Consider the following 17675-nt stretch of genomic DNA (forward strand, 5'->3'; position numbering starts at 1 on the left):
GATGGACCAGACGACCGCCCCCACACTGCACCGGATGTTCCCCGAACTCGGGGCGACCACGCCGTACCGCAGGCTCGGCTCCGCCCCGACCCCGATCGTCCACCTCGACGGGCTGGGCACCGGAAACCGGCTGTGGTGCAAGGACGAGGGTGACTACGGCTCGGGCGGCTGGGGCGGCAACAAGGTCCGCAAGCTGGAGTGGATCCTCCCCGATGTCCTCGCGAGAGGTTCCCGGCAGATCCTCAGCGTCGGTGGCCAGGGCACCAACTGGGGCCTGGCCACCGCCCTCTACGCGCGCGAGCAGGGCATCGACACCGCGCTGGCGCTGATCGACCAGCCGATGGACGAGCACGTGCACGCCCAGGTGGACCGCCTGCGGCGCGCCGGCGCGACGTTGCACTTCACCCGGACCAAGGCGCGGACGATCGCGGCGGCGCCCTGGCTGTTCGCGCGGCACGTGCGCGGCCGGCACCTGCCCTACTACCTGCCGGCGGGCGGGTCCTCGCCGCTCGGGACCCTCGGGTGCGTCGAGGTCGCCCTCGAACTCGCCGCCCAGGTCGAGGCCGGCGTGATGCCGGAGCCGACGCATGTGGTGACGGCGGTGGGCTCCGGCGGCACCGCGGCGGGACTGCTGCTGGGGCTGCGGCTCGCGGGTCTGCGCACCCGGGTGGTCGGCGTCGTCGTGAACGACACGTTGCCGCTGGCCGAGCGGGACCTGGTCGGGCTCGCCCGCCGGACGCATCGGCTGCTGCGCGACCGCGGCGCCGCGATCGGGCCGGTCGAGTTCGAACCGGGCGCACTGGTGGTGACGGGGGAGTGGCTCGGGCCCGGGTACGGGTACGCGACCCCCGAGGGCACCGCCGCGCAGCGGATCGGGGCCGACCACGGGCTCACCCTCGACCCCGTCTACACGGCGAAGACCTTCGCCGCGGTGCTGGAGATGGACGCCGACCAGCGGTTCGGCGACGGGCCCGTCGTCATGCTTGACACCTACGGCCCGCGGCCGGACTGACGCCCGGCCGTCGTCGTCAGCCCGCGTACAACGCCTCGATCTCGCGGGCGTACTTGGCGTCGATGGGCTTGCGCCGCAGCTTCATCGTCGGAGTGAACTCGTCGCCGCCCGGCTCCCAGATCGCCGGCAGCAGGTTGAACTTCTTGACCTGCTCGACGCGGGAGAGTTTCGCATTGGCCGCGGCGACGGCGCGGTCGATCTCCGCGCGCACCAGGGGGTTCGACGCGAGGTCCCCGGGCGAGCCGTTTCCGATGCCGCCCCGGGTCGCGAAGGCGGCCGCGGCGTCGGGGTCCAGCGTCAGCAGGGCGACGACGTAGGGGCGGTCGTTCCCGATCACCGCCGCGCCGCCGATCAGCGGGCTGGCCGCGCGGATGGCGCCTTCGATGTTCGACGGCGACATGTTCTTGCCCGCGGCGTTGATGATCAGTTCCTTCTTGCGGTCCATGATCGTGACGTAGCCGTCGGCGTCGATGGACCCGATGTCCCCGGTGTGCAGCCAGCCGTCGGCATCGATGGCCTCGGCCGTCTTGGCGGGGTCGCCTCGGTAGCCCTTCATGACCATCGGACCGGAGAACAGGAGCTCGCCGTCCTCGGCCAGCCTGAGCTTCGCGCCGCGGACAGCCTTCCCGACGCTGCCGATCCGGCGGGAATCCGGGGGGTTGATCGTCGCGGCGGCGCTCGTCTCGGTCATGCTCCAGACCTCGGAGCACGGGATGCCGAGACCCAGGACGAACTCCAGCACGTCCGGTGAGATCGGGGCCGCGCCCGTCACTGCGAATCGCACCTGATCGAGCCCCAGCTTCTTCCGGACCGCGCCGAGGACCAGTCGGTCCGCGAGCGAATGCTGGACCAGCAGCCGCCGCGGCAGGGGTGTGCCGTCGGATTCGAGACGCGCCTTCCGTTTCCCGATGTCGATCGCCCAGTGCGCGAGCTTCCTCTTGATCGGGCTCGACTCCTCTGCGAGCGCCAGTTCGATTGCGGCCTTGACCTTGTACCAGACCTGCGGCACGGCGAGGAAGATCGTCGGGCGGACCTCCGGTAGCACGGTGATCGCTTGCTTGATGTCCGCCAGAGTGGTGACCTGCGCCGCGACAACTACAGCGAAGTAGTGCGCGATCGCCCGGTTCGCGACGTGCGCATCCGGAAGGTACGAGACGATCCGGTGATCCGGTCGGTCCTCGACGAACTCGATGACCGCATCCCGGGCAGCGAGCAGGTTTGCGTGCGTCAGTTCGACCCCCTTCGGCGGCCCGGTGGTGCCCGAGGTGTAGACGATGGTGAGCAGGTCGCCCGGCTCGACGGCCTTCCAAGACGCCTCGAAGTCGAAGTCCGGGTCACCGTTCGCCTCGAGATCCCGCAGGCTCGTCGTGCCCTCCGCGTCCGAGCCCACGCAGACGATGTGCTCGACCGCGGTGCCCTCGACCGCCTCGCGCAGCACGGGCAGAAACTGCTCCTCGCAGACCAAGACCTTGTTGCCGGCATTGGTCAGCACGTATTTCAACTGCTCCGGGGCGAGCGTGTTGTACACCGAGAACGGCGTCGCGCCCGCGTGCAGCGCACCGGTGTCGACCAGGTGGAACTCGGGCCGGTTGGTCAGCATGATCCCGACGGTGTCGCCGTGGCGGACACCGAGTCTCGCAAGGCCCGCGGCTATCCGGCGGACCCGTTCGCCGTACTGGCGCCAGGTGATCACGACGCCGTCGCCGGGGGTGCGGAGGGCGACGGCATCTGGATGTCGAGCGACGGTGGCCTGAAAGGCCTCGCACCCGGTCCGGGGTGACGCGTTGCTCGTGGTCATCGTGAGCCTCCTCGAGGTCGTCGGCGTCGTCTCAGGACCGGTACATCCGGCGGATCAGCTTGACCGCCCGGTCGGTGTAGGGCGGGTACGCGAACCGGGGATCTGGCTTGAACGGCTTGAGCAGCACGGCCTTTCGGTGACTGAGGGTTTCGAAGCCCCACTTGCCGTGGTACCGCCCCATGCCGCTGGCCCCGACGCCGCCGAACGGGAGCTGGGGCGCCACGAGTTGGTACGTGAGGTGGTTCACCACCGCCCCTCCGGAGCTGACCTCGGACAGCACCCGGCGGCGAGTCCGGGTGGACTTCGTGAAGACATAGGCGGCCAGGGGTTTCGGCCGCGCGTTGACGAAGGAGATCGCCTCGTCGAGCGAGTCGACGGCGAGCACCGGCAGGATCGGCCCGAAGATCTCCTCCCGCATGACCGGTTCCTCGGGACTCGGGTCCACCAGCACGGTGGGTTCGATGGTCAGCGTGGCCCGATCGGAACCGCCGCCGAGCGCAACCGTCGCCTCGGTGCTGGCAAGGTACCCGGCCAACCGGTCGAACTGGCGCTCGTTGATCATTCGTATGCCCCGTACGGGTTCCCCCGACCGGAACTCGTTGAGGCTGTGGATTATTCGCTCGACCAGCTCGTCCCGGGCGGCGCGCTCGACCAGCACGTAGTCCGCCGCGATGCAGGACTGGCCGGAGTTGGTCACCTTCGTCCACGCGATGCGACGGGCGGTGACGGCGAGGTCCGCGTCCCGCATGACGATCGCCGGGTTCCTGCCGCCGAGTTCGAGTGTCACCGGTGTCAGCTGGGCCGCGGCCCCGGCCAGGATCTTCCGGCCGATCTCGGTGCCGCCGGTGAAGAACACGTGATCGAAGCCCTGGGCGAGCAGGGTCTGGGTGGTGTGACCGTCGCCCTCGACGACTGCCACGGCGTCGGCGTCGAGGTACTCGGGGAGCAGTCGAGCCAGCAGTCGCGATGTCGCCGGGGTCAGCTCGGACGGCTTGACGACGGCGCAGTTCCCCGCCGACACGGCGGCGACCAGCGGTCCCAGGGTGACCGTCAGCGGAGCGTTCCAGGCCCCGATGACGAGCACCACCCCGAGCGGCTCGTACTGCACCCATCCCAGCGCGGGCATCTGGTGCAGCGGCAGCGGCCGCGGCCTGCTGCGCATCCACCGGCGCACCCGCTTGCGTGCGTACGCGGCCTCGAGCTTGACGTCGAGGACGTCGATCATCCAGGACTCGAAGGCGTCGCGGCCTAGATCCTCGGCGAGGGCGCGCGTGATCTCGTCCTCGCGTTCGTCCAGCATTCGTTCGATGCCGCGCAGTTGGTCGATCCGCCACTGCGCGGTTCTGGTGCGACCCGAGGCGTACGTCGTGCGCAGCGACTCGACGATTTCGGGGATGGCGGCATCGGTGTCGACGGTGCCGGTGACGGTGCGCGGATTGGCGGTCATGGCTCACCTCGATCGTGTGGTGGCACGGCTCGAGTCATCGCATGTGAGGTGTATCGGGGCCGACCGTGAAGTGGCGGTGAGCCGTTCGGCGGCGTCAGTGCCGCCGTTCCCCCTAGCCGTCAACACTTGTCGTCTCCGCGGGCCCAGTCAAGGCCCGGATGGTCAGTGCAATCGGTTCGCCGCGTCCGAATGTTGGGCGACCGTGGCCTGAAAGGCATGAAAGGCATCGCACAGGTGGTCACCGTGAGCCTCCTCGGGGGCGTCGGCGTCGTCTCAGGACCGGTACATCCGGCGGATCAGCTTGACCGCCCGGTCGGTGTAGGGCGGGTAGGCAAACCGGGGATCTGGCTTGAACGGCTTGAGCAGCACGGCCTTTCGATGGCTGAGTTCCTCGAACCCCCACCTGCCGTTGTATCTCCCCATGCCGCTGGCCCCGACGCCGCCGAACGGCAACTGGGGCGTCAGGTAGTGCACCATCAGGTGGTTCACCACCGCCGCTCCGGAGCTGACTTCGGACAACACTCGACGGCGAGTCCGCGCCGACCTCGTGAAGACGTAGGCAGCGAGGGGTTTCGGCCGCGCGTTGACGAAGGCGATCGCCTCGTCGAGCGAGTCGACGGCGAGCACCGGCAGGATCGGCCCGAAGATCTCCTCCCGCATGACCGGTTCCTCGGGGCTCGGGTCCACCAGCACGGTGGGTTCGATGGTCAGCGTGGCCCGATCGGTGCCACCGCCGAGCGCGACCGTGGCCTCGGTGTTCGCCAGGTAGCCGGCCAACCTGTCGAACTGGCGCTCGTTGACGACGCGCAGGCCGCGCACGGGTTCCCCCGACCGGAACTCGTTGAGGCTGTGGACTATTCGCTCGACCAGCTCGTCGCGGGCGGCGCGCTCGACCAGCACGTAGTCCGCCGCGACGCAGGCCTGGCCGGAGATGAGCACCTTCGTCCCCGCGATGCGCCGGGCGGTGACGGCGAGGTCCGCGTCCCGCATGACGATCGCCGGGCTCTTGCCGCCGAGTTCGAGGGTCACCGGCGTCAGGTGCGGCGCGGCCCCGGCCAGGATCTTCCGGCCGATCTCGGTGCCGCCGGTGAAGAACACGTGGTCGAAGCCCTGGGCAAGCAGCGTCTGGGTGGTGTGCCCGTCGCCCTCGACCACGGCGACGGCCTCGGCGTCGAGGTACTCGGGGAGCAGTCGGGCCAGCAGGCGCGAGGTCGCGGGGGCCAGCTCCGAAGGCTTGACGACGGCGCAGTTTCCCGCCGACACGACGGCGACCAGCGGTCCCAGGGTGACAGTCAGTGGACCGTTCCAGGCCCCGATGACGAGCACCACCCCGAGCGGCTCGTACTGCACCCACCCCAGCGCGGGCATCTGGTGCAGCGGCAGCGGCCGCGGCCGGCTGCGCATCCACCGGCGCACCCGTTTGCGTGCGTACGCGGCCTCTAGCTTGGCGGCGAGGATGTCGGTCATCCAGGCCTCGAAGGCGTCGCGCCCGTGATCCTCGGCGAGGGCGCCGGCGATCTCGTCCTCACGCTCGTCCAGCATCCGCTCGATGCCGCGCAGTTGCTCGATCCGCCACGTCGCCGGTCTGGTGCGACCCGAGGCGTACGTCGTGCGCAGCGACCCGACGATTCCGGGGATGGCGGCATCGGTGTCGACGGTGACGGTGCTCGGATTGGCGGTCATGGCGCACCTCGATCGTGTGGTGGCACGGCTCGAGTCATCGCATGAGAGGTGTATCGGGGCCGACCGTGAAGTGGCGGTGAGCCGTTCGGCGGGCGTCAGTGCCGCCGTTCCCCCCTAGTCGTCAACCCTTGTCGCCTCCGCGGGTCCAGTCAAGGCCCGGGCGCCGGCATGAAGACCAGGGTGTCAGCGCGACCGGTCCGCGTGCCCGAGGTCCCGGTCCGGCGCGACGGCGTCGCGTACCAGCCTCTTCAGCGCCACGATGTCCGGGAATCCGCCGTCGCGGGCCCGGTCCCACAGCAACTGCCCGTCGGCCTCGATCTGGAAGATGCCGCCGGTTCCGGGGACCAGCGCCACCTCGCCGAGCTCGGCCGCGAACGTCTGCAGCAGCTCCTGGGCCATCCAGCCGGCGCGGAGCAGCCAGTTGCACTGGGTGCAGTAGGTGATGGTGACGCGAGGGGAGCTCATCGCCTCAGCCTGCCAAACCCGGCCCGGCCAGGCTCGGCGAGTGTCTGGCTCAGCGACCGTCGGCTGTGGTGCGGCCCGGCATGAACGCCGCCGCGACCAGCACCGCCGCCGCGGCCACCGTCACCGCCAGGAACACGGGGTCCAGGGCCGAGGACAGCTCCGCGGCCGACGGATCCTGGGCCCCGCCGAGGCGGCCGTTGGCGAGGGCGCCGAAGATCGCGACCCCCACGGCGCTGCCCAGCGAGCGCGCGAACATGTTGGTGGCCGTCACCACGCCCCGCTCCTCCCAGTCCACGCTCGTCTGCGAGGCGATCAGGGTGGGGGTTGCGGCCAGCCCCAGACCGGCGCCGGTCACGAAGCATGCGGCGGCCACGTGCCACACCTGCGACCCGGTCCCGAGCTGCGTGGTGGCCGCCGTGCCGATCAGGGTCAGGGCGCCGCCCACGAGCGCGGTGGAGCGGAAGCCCAGCCGCAGGTACAGCCGGCCGGCCAGCGCCGCGGAGACCGGCCAGCCGACGGTGAGGGCAGCCAGTGCGAACCCCCCGACGAGGGCGCCGGTGCCGAGCACGCCCTGCGCGAACGTCGGCACGTAGGAGGCCAGTCCCATCACGATGGCGCCGATGCTCACCGCGACCAGGCTGCTCGCCACCAGCACCCGGCTGGTCAGCACCCACAGCGGCAGGACCGGATCCTTGGCGCGGGACTCGACCAGGACGAACAGTCCCAGCGCGACGGCGGCGACGGCGAACACCCCGAATCCGACCGGGGATCCCCACGCCCAGGCCTGCCCGCCCTCGAGCAGGCCCAGGATCAGCAGCGCGGCGCCGACGCTGAGGAAGGTGGCGCCCAGGTAGTCGATGCGGGGCCGGTTGCGGGTCCGCGGCGGTTCGACGAAGTTGCGGATCAGCATCACCGCGGCCAGTGCGCACAGCGGCACGTTGACCCAGAAGATCCAGCGCCAGGAGAGGTACTCCGAGAACAGGCCGCCGAGGGTCGGGCCGACCACCGCGGACATTCCCCAGACGCTGGCCAGGTACGCCTGCGCCTTGGCCCGCTCGGCGAGCGTGTAGATGTCGCCGGCAATGGTCAGGCCCATCGGCTGCACCGCTCCCGCGCCGAGGCCCTGGACGGCGCGGAACGCGATCAGCGCCGGCATCGACCATGCGCTCGCGCACAGCACCGAGCCGACGCAGAAGACTCCGATGCCCCACAGCATGACCGGCTTGCGGCCGAACAGGTCGGCGAGCTTGCCGTAGATCGGCGTCGAGACGGCCTGCGCGAGCAGGTAGACCGAGAACAGCCACGGGAACGAGGTGAAGCCGCCGAGGTCGTCGACGATGGTGAGCACCGCCGTCGCGATGATGGTGGAGTCCAGTGCGACCAGGGCCGTGGTGAGCATCAGCGAGATCAGGACCGGCCCGCGTTCCGAGCGCAGTCCGATGCTGCGCCTGTCCACCACCTCGGTTGTCATTGCGCGCCCCTGTCCTCGGAAGGACTCGATTGTGTATCACGCTACGTGTCGGCGCCTGTCCGGCCTCCGCGTCGGCGTGGCGTGGCGTGGGTCACTCTCGGCGACCTGCTGCCGGGTCGCGGTGCGGCGGCACTGTCGGGTGGGTGCCACACCCGATAGGGTTACTCGACGTGCGCCCTTCACTTTCCGACTACGCCCACCTGGCCGGCGGCAAGGTCCGTGACCTGTACACGATCGACGACGAGCACCTGCTGCTCGTCGCGAGCGACCGGATCTCGGCCTACGACCACGTGCTGGACACGCCGATCCCGGACAAGGGGCGCGTGCTCACCGCGATGAGCGTGTTCTTCTTCAACGAGCTCGGCGGCTACAACCACCTGGCCGGCCCCCCTGACGACGAGCGGATCCCGGCGGAGGTGCTCGGCCGCGCGCTGGTGGTGCGGAAGCTGAACATGGTGCCCGTCGAGTGCGTGGCCCGTGGCTACCTCACCGGCTCCGGACTGGCCGACTACCAGCGCACCGGCGCCGTGTGCGGCGTGCAGCTGCCCGAGGGCCTGGTCGAGGCGAGCCAGTTGCCCGAGCCGATCTTCACCCCGGCCACCAAGGCCGTGATGGGTGAGCACGACGAGAACGTGGACTTCGCCACCGTCGTCGAGCAGCTCGGGCAGGACCTCGCCGTCAAGCTGCGCGAGGACACCCTCGAGATCTACTTCCGGGCCGCCAGCTTCGCCGCCGACCGCGGAATCATCTTGGCCGACACCAAGTTCGAGTTCGGTCTCGACAACGACGGAAACCTGGTGCTCGCCGACGAGGTGCTCACCCCGGACTCGTCGCGGTACTGGCCCGCCGAGGGCTACGAGCCGGGCCGGGTGCAGCCGAGCTTCGACAAGCAATTCGTCCGCAACTGGCTGACCAGTGCCGAGTCCGGATGGGACCGGGCGGGCGACACCCCGCCGCCCCCGCTGCCGGACGAGATCGTCGAGGCCACCCGGGCGCGCTACATCGAGGCCTACGAGCGGATCTCCGGGCTGTCCTTCGACGACTGGGTCTGACTCACGGCGCGGCGCCCACCGCATAGGGTGGGCGCCATGACTTCGTCCGTCCCCCCGGTCACTGCTCCGGTGGCCAAGAAGGTTCCCCTCGAACGCACCCACCACGGCGAGACCTTCGTCGACAACTACGAGTGGCTGCGGGACAAGGAGTCCCCGGAGGTCCTCGCGTACCTGGAGGCGGAGAACGCCTACACCGACGCGCACACCGAGCACCTGGCGCCGCTGCGGGACACGATCTTCCAGGAGATCAAGTCCCGCACCCAGGAGACCGACCTGTCGGTGCCGTCCCGGATGGGGCAGTGGTGGTACTACTCGCGCAGCTTCGAGGGCAAGCAGTACGGCGTGCAGTGCCGGTGCCCGATCACCGGCCCGGACGACTGGACCCCGCCGGTGCTGTCCGCGGACACCGACATCCCGGGCGAGCAGGTCCTGCTCGACGGCAACGTGCTGGCCGAGGGTCACGCGTTCTTCTCCCTGGGCGCCTTCTCCGTCACCCTCGACGGCAACCTGCTCGCCTACTCCGTCGACACCGCGGGCGACGAGCGGTACACGCTGCGGTTCAAGGACCTGCGCACCGGCGAGCTGCTGGCCGACGAGATCCCCGGGACCGCGCCGGGAGTGACCTGGTCGGTGGACGACCAGCACGTCTTCTACCTCACCGTCGACGACGCGTGGCGCCCCGACACCGTGTGGCGGCACCGGCTCGGCACCGCGCCCGCCGACGACGTCAAGGTCTTCCACGAGCCGGACGAGCGGTTCTGGGTGGGCTGCGGCTCCACCCGCAGCGAGAAGTACCTGATGATCTGGGTCGGCTCCAAGATCACCTCCGAGATCCTGTGCCTGGAGTCGGCGACGCCCGAGGGCGAGTTCCGGGTGGTGCTGCCCCGCGAGGACGGCGTCGAGTACAGCGTCGAGCATGCCGTCGTGGCCGGCGAGGACCGCTTCCTGATCCTGCACAACGGCGTCGTGGACGGGGTGAAGGCGGAGAACTTCATCCTGGTCGACGCGCCGGTGACCGATCCCACGGACCAGCGGACGTTGCTCCCGCACGACGAGGACGTCCGGCTCGAGGAGGTCGAGGCGTTCGCCGGGCACCTGGTGCTCAGCTACCGGCGCGAGGCCCTGACCCGGCTGGCGGTGTGGCCGCTCGCGGCCGACGGCTACGGCGATCGGCACGAGCTGGAGTTCGACGAGGAGCTCTACTCCGTGGGCGCGGGCTCCAACCCGGAGTGGACCGGACCCCTGCTGCGGCTCGGCTACACCTCCTTCCTCACCCCCAGCCGCGTCTACGACTACGACGTGGCCACCGGTGAGCTGATGCTGCGCAAGTCGCAGCCGGTCCTGGGTGGGTACGACCCCGCCGACTACGAACAGCGCCGGGACTGGGCGGAGGCGGCCGACGGCACCCAGATCCCGATCTCGATCGTGCAGCGCAAGCGCGGCGAGGCGGACGGGGCGAGCGCAGCGACGGGGGATCGGGACGCCACCGGGCCCGCGCCGCTGCTGCTCTACGGCTACGGCTCCTACGAGGCCAGCATGGACCCCGGCTTCTCGGTGGCGCGGCTCTCGCTGCTCGACCGCGGCGTGGTGTTCGTGGTCGCGCACGTGCGCGGCGGCGGCGAGATGGGCCGGCACTGGTACGAGAACGGCAAGATGCTGACGAAGAAGAACACCTTCACCGACTTCGTCGACTGCGCGCGGCACCTGATCGACACCGGCCGCACCACTCCCTCGCAGCTGGTGGCGGACGGCGGCAGCGCGGGCGGGCTGCTGATGGGCGCGGTGGCGAACCTGGCTCCGGAACTGTTCGCCGGGATCCTCGCGAACGTGCCGTTCGTGGACCCGCTCACCTCGATCCTCGACCCGTCCCTGCCGCTGACGGTGATCGAATGGGACGAGTGGGGAAATCCGTTGGCGGACAAGGAAGTGTACGAGTACATGCGCTCGTACACGCCGTACGAGAACGTCACCGCGCAGGACTACCCGGCGATCCTCGCGATCACCAGCATCAACGACACCCGGGTGCTCTACGTCGAGCCCGCCAAGTGGGTTGCGGCGCTGCGGGCCACCAAGACCGGCGACGCGCCCCTGCTGCTGAAGACCGAGATGAGCGCCGGTCACGGCGGCGTCAGCGGCCGCTACGAGAAGTGGAAAGAGGTCGCGTTCGAGTACGCCTGGGTGCTCGACACCTGCGGCGCCGCGTAGCCCTCGGCTTCGGCCTCCGTCACGGCCCTCACCCCTCGTCGGGTGAGGGCCGTGCCCGTTCCACGCCGCCTGAGGGCTGTGCCCGTTCCACGCCACCGAGCAGGATGTCCGGCATCCGGGCGACGACGCCGGCGGCGTCCTCGTCGGCCATCATCAGGCGCAGCACCATGGCGCCCCCGACGATGAACAGCATGGTGGCCTGCGCGTCCAGGGCCGCACCGTCGCCCTCGCTCTCGCCCTCGCCCTCGCCTCGCTTCTCGTCCGCGCGGAGGACGTCGGCCAGCATCCCGACGCCCGGGCCGCCGAAGTCGGTCCACAGCGTGGTCAGCAGGTCCGCGCGGTCCCGGAACGCCGCCAGCAGCCCGGGGAGGGCGGCCTTCACCTCGGGGCGGCCGAAGAGTTCGAGGGAGTACGCGCAGGAGCGTCGGATCCAGTCCGCCGCGTCCGTCGCGTCGGCGACGGGGGTGGCCTCGTCGACCCATCCGAAGACCGCCTCGAACACCAGGTGCGTCTTGGACGGCCAGCGCCGGTAGAGGGCGGGCTTGCCGACTCCGGCGCGTTCGGCGATCGCCACCATGGTGGTGTGGTCCCAGCCGACCTCGGCCAGCAGCTCGCGCGCAGCGGCCAGCGCGGCGTCGTCGATCGCCGCGCTCCGCGGGCGCCCGCGCCTGCGCTCGGCGGCCGTCCCTGTCGTCTCTTCGCCGGAAGTCATTGTCAATAGCGTAACGCGGTGTTACGTTGCAAAAATTCGTAACTCGACGTTACGTAATGGCCTGCATCACACCGGAGGAAGCTGGACATGGCGGAACTGTTGGATGGCAAGACGGTCGTTGTCTCGGGGGTCGGCAACGGACTCGGGCGGGAGATCGCGCTGGCCGCGTACCGGGACGGCGCGAACGTCGTGCTCGGCGCGCGGACCGAGGCGAACCTGAAGTCGGTGGCCGATGAGATCGACCCCACCGGGGAGCGGGTCGCGTACGCGGTCACCGACATCCTCGACAAACAGGCCTGCGCGGGGCTGATCGGCACGGCTGCCGACCGCTTCGGGTCGGTGGACGCCCTGGTGAACGTGGCCGCGAAGGAGGACGTCTTCGGTGGGCTCGAGGGAGCCGACCTCGACGCATGGAAGGCGATGCTCGACGCCAACGTGATCGGCACGCTCACCCTGACGCAGGCCGCGCTGCCGGAGCTGAAGAAGCGGGGCGGGTCGGTGGTGCTGATCGGCTCGCAGGCGATGTTCCACCCGCAGCTGCCGCAGTCCGCCTACGCCACGTCGAAGGGGGCACTGCACGCGGCGATGTGGTCACTGGCAAAGGAGCTCGGACCGCACAAGATCCGGGTGAACACCGTCGTCCCGACGTGGATGTGGGGCCCGCCGATCGAGCTGTACGTCGCGCTGTCCGCCAAGCAGCGTGACGTCCCCGAGGAGACCGTGATCGGCGAGATCACCAAGAACATGCCGCTCGGCGAGATCCCCGCCGACGACGACGTGGCCAACTCGGTGGTCTTCTTCGCCTCCGACCGGGCCCGGATGCTCACCGGTCAGACGCTCTTCGTGAACGCGGGCGAGTACTTCCGCTGACGTTCGGAACCTGTTGACGCACAACAATTCTTGAAAGGCAGTAAGGCATGAAGCACAAGGTCATCGTCTGGGGCACCGGCGTCGTCGGCAAGCTCGTCATCCGTGAGCTCCTCGACCACCCGGAGTTCGAGCTCGTGGGCGTCATCGTGCACGACCAGGAGAAGGACGGCGTCGACGTCGGCACCCTGATCGGCGCCGAGCCGGCCGGGCTCGCCGCCACCACGGACTGGGAGGCGGTCCTTCGGCTGGACGCGGACGCGGTCGCGTACTACGGCCCGACCGCCGAGTACGCGGTGCAGAACATCGACAACATGACCGCCGCGCTGCGGTCCGGCAAGCATGTGGTGTCCACCTCGATGACGCCGCTGGTCTACCCCGAGCCGTGCCCGCCGGAGATGAAGGTCGCGCTCGAGCAGGCCTGCGAGGAGAGCGGAAAGTCCTGCTTCACCACCGGGATCGACCCCGGGTTCGCCAACGACCTGTTCCCGATGACCCTGATGGGCGTGTGCGGGCGGGTGGACAGCGTGCGGGTGCAGGAACTGCTGGACTACGCCACCTACGAGGGCGACTACGGCCCGACCATGGGAATCGGCGCGCCGATCGAGCAGGCGGCGGTGCTCGAGATCCCGGAGGTGCTGATCTTCGCGTGGGGTCACACCATTCCGATGATCGCCGATGCGGTGGGGGTGAAGCTGGACCGGATCGACACCGTCTACGAGAAGTGGGCGGCCACCGAGCCGATCGAGTACAAGTTCGGCGTCATCGAACCCGGCCAGTGCGCCGCGGTGCGATTCGAGATCCGCGGCTGGGTGGGCGACGAGGCGAAGATCGTCATCGAGCACGTCAACCGGATCACCAACGACGCGGCCACGCACTGGCCGCGGGCCACCTCGGTGGACAACGACGTGTACCGGGTGATCATCAAGGGCAGCCCGAACATCACCCAGGAGACCGTCTTCCGCGGTGAACTCGACGACAACCCGATCACCGGCGGGTGCCTGGCCACCGGGATGCGCGCGATCAACGCGATCCCGTACCTCGGCGACGCCAAGCCCGGACTGCTGTCCGCGCTCGACCTGCCGGTGATCCCGGGCCGGGGCACCATCCGGTCGTAGACGGACGACCCTCAGCGCCAGGCGTACCGCACCTGGGGCCGGSCGGCGCGCCCGTACTCGGTGCGCCGGTCGACCAGCCCGTCCTCGGCCATCCGCTCCAGGTAGCGCCACGCGGTCACCCGGGACACCCCGACGGCCGCCGCCACCTCGGCGGCGGTCAACGCCCGGTCGGCGTCGCGGACGCAGGAGGCGACGTGGTCGAGGGTCTGCCGCGCAACGCCTTTCGGGGTCACGGGGCGTTCGCTGGAGCCGCGCAACGCGGCCATGGCCCGGTCGATCTCGTGCTGTCCGGCGGCGGACCGGCCTGCGGGCAGGGCGTTGCGGAATTCGAGGTACCGCTCGAGCTTGTCGCGGAATGCGGCGAAGGTGAACGGCTTGAGCAGGTACACGGCGATGCCCCGGGCGACCGCGGTGCGCACCACCTCGAGGTCGCGCGCGGAGGTGACTGCGATGACGTCCGGTCGCGGGCGCAGGCCGGACAGCGCGGCGGCGACGTCGAGGCCGCCGGCGTCAGGCAGGCCGAAGTCGAGCAGGACGAGGTCCACCGGGTCGTCGGTGTCGCCCGCCGCGACCACGGCGCGCACGGCGGCATTGCCGGTGTGCACCACGCCGTGCACCGAGAACCCCGGCACCCGTTCGACATACGAGCAGTGCGCCTGCGCGATCAGCGGCTCGTCCTCGACGATCAGGACCCGGATCACGACCCGCCCCCGGGTGGCAGCGGGATCTCGACGACGAGCATCGAACCCAGCGACGGCTCGGCACGCAGGACGCCGCGGTGCCGGCCGACCACCTGGGAGACCAACGCCAGCCCCAGCCCCCGGGAACCCGACTTGGTCGAGTACCCGCGGGTGGTCGCGTTCGCCAACGAGTCCGGGGACAGGCCGGGTCCGCTGTCGGCGACCCGGATCACCAGCATCGAGTGCTCTTGCCGGACCGAGACCTCCACCCACGGGTCGTCGGTGTCGCGGGCGGCGTCGACGGCGTTGTCGACGAGGTTGCCGACCAGCGTCACCAGCTCCCGGGCCCGCAGCGTCGGCACCGGACCGAGCGCGGTGTCCTCGGTGACGGTCAGCGTCACGCCCCGCTCGGCCGCCTCTCCGACCTTGCCCAGCAGCAGCGCCGCCAGGGCCGGCTCCTCGACCGTGGCCATCAGCCGGTCGATGAGCTGCTGGGAGAGCCGCAGCTCGTCGGTGGCGAAGGCGACGGCCTCGTCGTAGCGGCCGAGCTCGACCATGGTGACGATCGTGTGCAGCCGGTTCGCGGACTCGTGGGCCTGCGATCGCAGGGTCTCGGCGAACCCGCGCACCGAGTCGAGCTCACCGAGCACGTCCTGGAGCTCGGTGTGGTCCCGGATGGTCAGCACCGTGCCGATCCGGCGGCCCTCCCAGTTGACCGGATGCCGGTTGACCACGAGCACCCGGTTCGTGGTCAGGTGCACCTCGTCGCCCGCATCGGTGGCGTCGGCGAGGTCGAGGCGGCGCAACGACGCCGGCAGCGAGGCCAGCCGCACCGGACCGTCGGGCAGCTCGAGCAGTCGTCGGGCCTCGTCGTTGACCAGGTCCGCCACCTCCTCGCCGCGGCCGAACACCACCAGGCCCTCGCCGATGGAGTGCAGCACGGCGTCGTGGTGCTCGTAGAGCCGGCGCAGCTCGTCCGGGGCCAGTCCCAGCGTCTGGCGGCGCAGCCGGCGGCTGAGCAGCAGGGCGCCGAGGGTCGACGCCACCAGGCCCGCACCGGCGAGCGTGAAGAGCAGCGGCAGGCTGGCCGCGAACTCCGCGCCCACGCGGGCGCGGGTGACGCCGACCGCGACCAGCCCGACCAGGGTGCCGTCGTCGTAGACCGGCGTCACGGCCCGAACGGACGGGCCCAGCGAGCCGGCGTAGGTCTCGGTGAACGTCTCGCCGGCGAGGGCGCGGTCGATGTTCCCCCCGAACGGCTGCCCGATCAGGGCCGGGTTGGTGTGGGTGTACCGGGTGCGATCGGGCGCCATCACCACGATGAAGTCGACACCGGTGGCCTGCCGGATGCCTTCGGTCTCCGGCTGCAGCAGCGCCGTCGGGTCGGGGGAGCGCAGCGCCGCGGCGGTCGAGTCCGTCAACGCCAAGGTCTCGGCGACCGCCGTCACCTCGCGCCGGTTGGCGTCGTCGCTGTCGCGGAGCTGGTCGACGATGCCCAGCGCCGTGCCCGCGGCGATGACCAGCGCCAGCACCGCGACCTGCAGCAGCAGGAGTTGGCGGGCGAGGCTCATCGGCCGTCGGGGCGATCGGCGGGCCACCGCGCTCCTCTCGTGAACGTAATGAACACAATCTTCATCGGTTTCGGGCGCGCCCGCAGAATTCTCCCTGACTCGACGTGATTGCCGTCACTTCGTTGCCATTCGATCAGAGGAGCACCGATGAGTGCGACCATCCAGGACCAGGCCCCAGAGGCGACGGTCAGCAAGCGTGACCGCACCCACTGGCTGTACATCGGTGTCGTGATCGCCGTGATCGGCGGCATCCTCGTCGGCTGGCTGGCGCCGGAGGTCGGCAAGTCCCTCGGCGTGCTCGGGACGCTGTTCGTCTCGTTGATCAAGATGATGATCAGCCCCGTCATCTTCTGCACCATCGTGCTGGGCATCGGGTCGGTGAAGGCCGCGGCCAAGGTCGGCCGGGTCGGCGGGCTCGCGTTGGTCTACTTCATCGGCATGTCTACCGTGGCCCTCGGCATCGGTCTGGTCGTCGGCAACCTGCTGGAACCGGGCAGCGGCCTCGACATCTCCGCGGCGACCGCCGGTCAGGGTGCGGCACTGGCCGACAAGGCACACGGCGCGGGCGGGACGATGGACTTCATCGCCTCGATCATCCCGACGTCGCTGCTGTCGGCGCTGACCGCCGGCAGTGTCCTGCAGACGCTGTTCGTGGCGCTGCTGGTCGGCTTCGGCGTGCAGGCCCTGGGCAAGCAGGGCGAGCCGATCCTCAAGGGCGTCGGACACCTCCAGAAGCTGGTCTTCAAGATCCTGTCGATGATCCTGTGGCTCGCGCCGATCGGCGCCTTCGGCGCGATGGCCAACGTGGTCGGGCAGACCGGCCTCGGCGCGGTCGTGCAGCTGGGCACCCTGATGGTCGGTTTCTACCTGACCTGCCTGATCTTCGTCTTCGGCGTGCTCGGCAGCCTGCTGCGCCTGGCCACCGGATTCTCGATCTTCAAGCTGGTGAAGTACCTGGCCCGCGAGTACCTGCTGATCTTCGCGACCTCGTCGTCCGAGTCGGCGCTGCCGCGCCTGATCGCGAAGATGGAGCACGTCGGCGTCGAGCGCAGCACCGTCGGCGTGGTCGTCCCGACCGGATACTCGTTCAACCTCGACGGCACCGCAATCTACCTGACCATGGCGTCGATCTTCATCGCCGACGCGATGGGGCAGCCGCTCTCGCTGACCGAGCAGCTCTCGCTGCTGGTGTTCATGATCATCGCCTCCAAGGGCGCGGCCGGCGTCACCGGAGCCGGGCTGGCCACCCTGGCGGGCGGCCTGCAGAGCCACCGCCCCGAACTGCTCGACGGCGTCGGCGTGATCGTCGGCATCGACCGGTTCATGTCCGAGGCCCGCGCGGTCACGAACTTCTCCGGCAATGCCGTCGCGACGCTGCTGATCGGCGCCTGGACCAAGACCGTCGACCGGGACCGGGTCAACGCGGTGCTGGCCGGCAAGCTGCCCTTCGACGAGGCCACCATGCTCGACGAGGACCGGGCCGAGGATCAGGACCGGGATCAGGAGCCGGCACGGGCCGCCGAGCCCGCGCGGCCGCTCGTCCACAGCTGACTCCGGCTCGGTGCTGCGCGGGGGGATCGCCGTGGCTACGTTG

14 protein-coding genes are annotated in these 17675 nt (G+C 70.2%); 6 read left to right on the forward strand and 8 right to left on the reverse strand.

Annotation, left to right across the window (positions count from 1 at the left end; translation table 11 throughout):
* Nucleotide 1: 1 nt before the first annotated feature.
* Complete coding sequence (locus AC1DWC_RS08785) at nt 2-1012, forward strand: 1-aminocyclopropane-1-carboxylate deaminase/D-cysteine desulfhydrase (RefSeq protein ID WP_477907250.1); 1011 nt, start codon at nt 2-4, stop codon at nt 1010-1012.
* A gap of 16 nt (nt 1013-1028) precedes the next feature.
* Here the strand turns inward: AC1DWC_RS08785 and AC1DWC_RS08790 are convergent, their stop codons facing one another.
* The 5 genes from AC1DWC_RS08790 to AC1DWC_RS08810 form a co-directional block, all read right to left on the reverse strand.
* Nucleotides 1029-2810 (reverse strand): AMP-dependent synthetase/ligase, encoded by a 1782-nt coding sequence (locus AC1DWC_RS08790; RefSeq protein WP_477907252.1) that lies wholly within the window; start codon nt 2808-2810, stop codon nt 1029-1031.
* A gap of 31 nt (nt 2811-2841) precedes the next feature.
* On the reverse strand, nt 2842-4257 hold the full coding sequence (locus AC1DWC_RS08795; protein WP_477907253.1) for an aldehyde dehydrogenase family protein: 1416 nt from the start codon (nt 4255-4257) through the stop codon (nt 2842-2844).
* A gap of 273 nt (nt 4258-4530) precedes the next feature.
* Nucleotides 4531-5940, reverse strand: a complete 1410-nt coding sequence (locus tag AC1DWC_RS08800) for an aldehyde dehydrogenase family protein (protein WP_477907255.1) — start codon at nt 5938-5940, stop codon at nt 4531-4533.
* 183 nt (nt 5941-6123) lie between these two features.
* On the reverse strand, nt 6124-6405 hold the full coding sequence (locus AC1DWC_RS08805; RefSeq protein WP_072843067.1) for an Rdx family protein: 282 nt from the start codon (nt 6403-6405) through the stop codon (nt 6124-6126).
* 49 nt (nt 6406-6454) lie between these two features.
* Entirely contained in the window at nt 6455-7876 is a 1422-nt protein-coding gene (locus tag AC1DWC_RS08810; RefSeq protein WP_477907257.1) for an MDR family MFS transporter, read from the reverse strand.
* Nucleotides 7877-8046: 170 nt separating this feature from the next.
* Here AC1DWC_RS08810 and AC1DWC_RS08815 point away from each other — a divergent pair, with 170 nt between their 5' ends.
* Together AC1DWC_RS08815 and AC1DWC_RS08820 are read left to right on the forward strand one after the other, a co-directional pair.
* Entirely contained in the window at nt 8047-8928 is an 882-nt protein-coding gene (locus AC1DWC_RS08815) for a phosphoribosylaminoimidazolesuccinocarboxamide synthase (RefSeq protein WP_477907259.1), read from the forward strand.
* Nucleotides 8929-8964: 36 nt separating this feature from the next.
* Complete coding sequence (locus AC1DWC_RS08820) at nt 8965-11133, forward strand: S9 family peptidase (RefSeq protein ID WP_477907261.1); 2169 nt, start codon at nt 8965-8967, stop codon at nt 11131-11133.
* 28 nt (nt 11134-11161) lie between these two features.
* Here the strand turns inward: AC1DWC_RS08820 and AC1DWC_RS08825 are convergent, their stop codons facing one another.
* Nucleotides 11162-11845, reverse strand: coding sequence for a TetR/AcrR family transcriptional regulator (locus AC1DWC_RS08825; RefSeq protein ID WP_477907263.1), 684 nt, complete (start codon nt 11843-11845; stop codon nt 11162-11164).
* Between the two features lie 87 nt (nt 11846-11932).
* On the opposite strand from AC1DWC_RS08825, the gene AC1DWC_RS08830 reads away from it, so the two are divergent.
* Complete coding sequence (locus AC1DWC_RS08830; RefSeq protein ID WP_072843063.1) at nt 11933-12715, forward strand: SDR family oxidoreductase; 783 nt, start codon at nt 11933-11935, stop codon at nt 12713-12715.
* A 47-nt stretch (nt 12716-12762) separates the two neighbouring features.
* Nucleotides 12763-13830, forward strand: coding sequence for an NAD(P)H-dependent amine dehydrogenase family protein (locus AC1DWC_RS08835; RefSeq protein WP_477907265.1), 1068 nt, complete (start codon nt 12763-12765; stop codon nt 13828-13830).
* Nucleotides 13831-13841: 11 nt separating this feature from the next.
* Here AC1DWC_RS08835 and AC1DWC_RS08840 read toward each other — a convergent pair whose 3' ends face one another.
* Entirely contained in the window at nt 13842-14531 is a 690-nt protein-coding gene (locus AC1DWC_RS08840; protein ID WP_477907267.1) for a response regulator, read from the reverse strand.
* Complete coding sequence (locus AC1DWC_RS08845; RefSeq protein ID WP_477907591.1) at nt 14528-16081, reverse strand: sensor histidine kinase; 1554 nt, start codon at nt 16079-16081, stop codon at nt 14528-14530. The genes AC1DWC_RS08840 and AC1DWC_RS08845 overlap by 4 nt, the downstream gene beginning before the upstream one ends.
* A 147-nt stretch (nt 16082-16228) precedes the next feature.
* Between AC1DWC_RS08845 and AC1DWC_RS08850 the strand changes: the two genes are divergently transcribed.
* Nucleotides 16229-17632: a cation:dicarboxylate symporter family transporter gene (locus AC1DWC_RS08850; RefSeq protein ID WP_477907269.1), complete on the forward strand. Its 1404-nt coding sequence runs from the start codon at nt 16229-16231 to the stop codon at nt 17630-17632.
* Nucleotides 17633-17675: the final 43 nt, after the last annotated feature.

It is taken from the genome of Rhodococcus sp. P4_C10 (assembly GCF_056402135.1).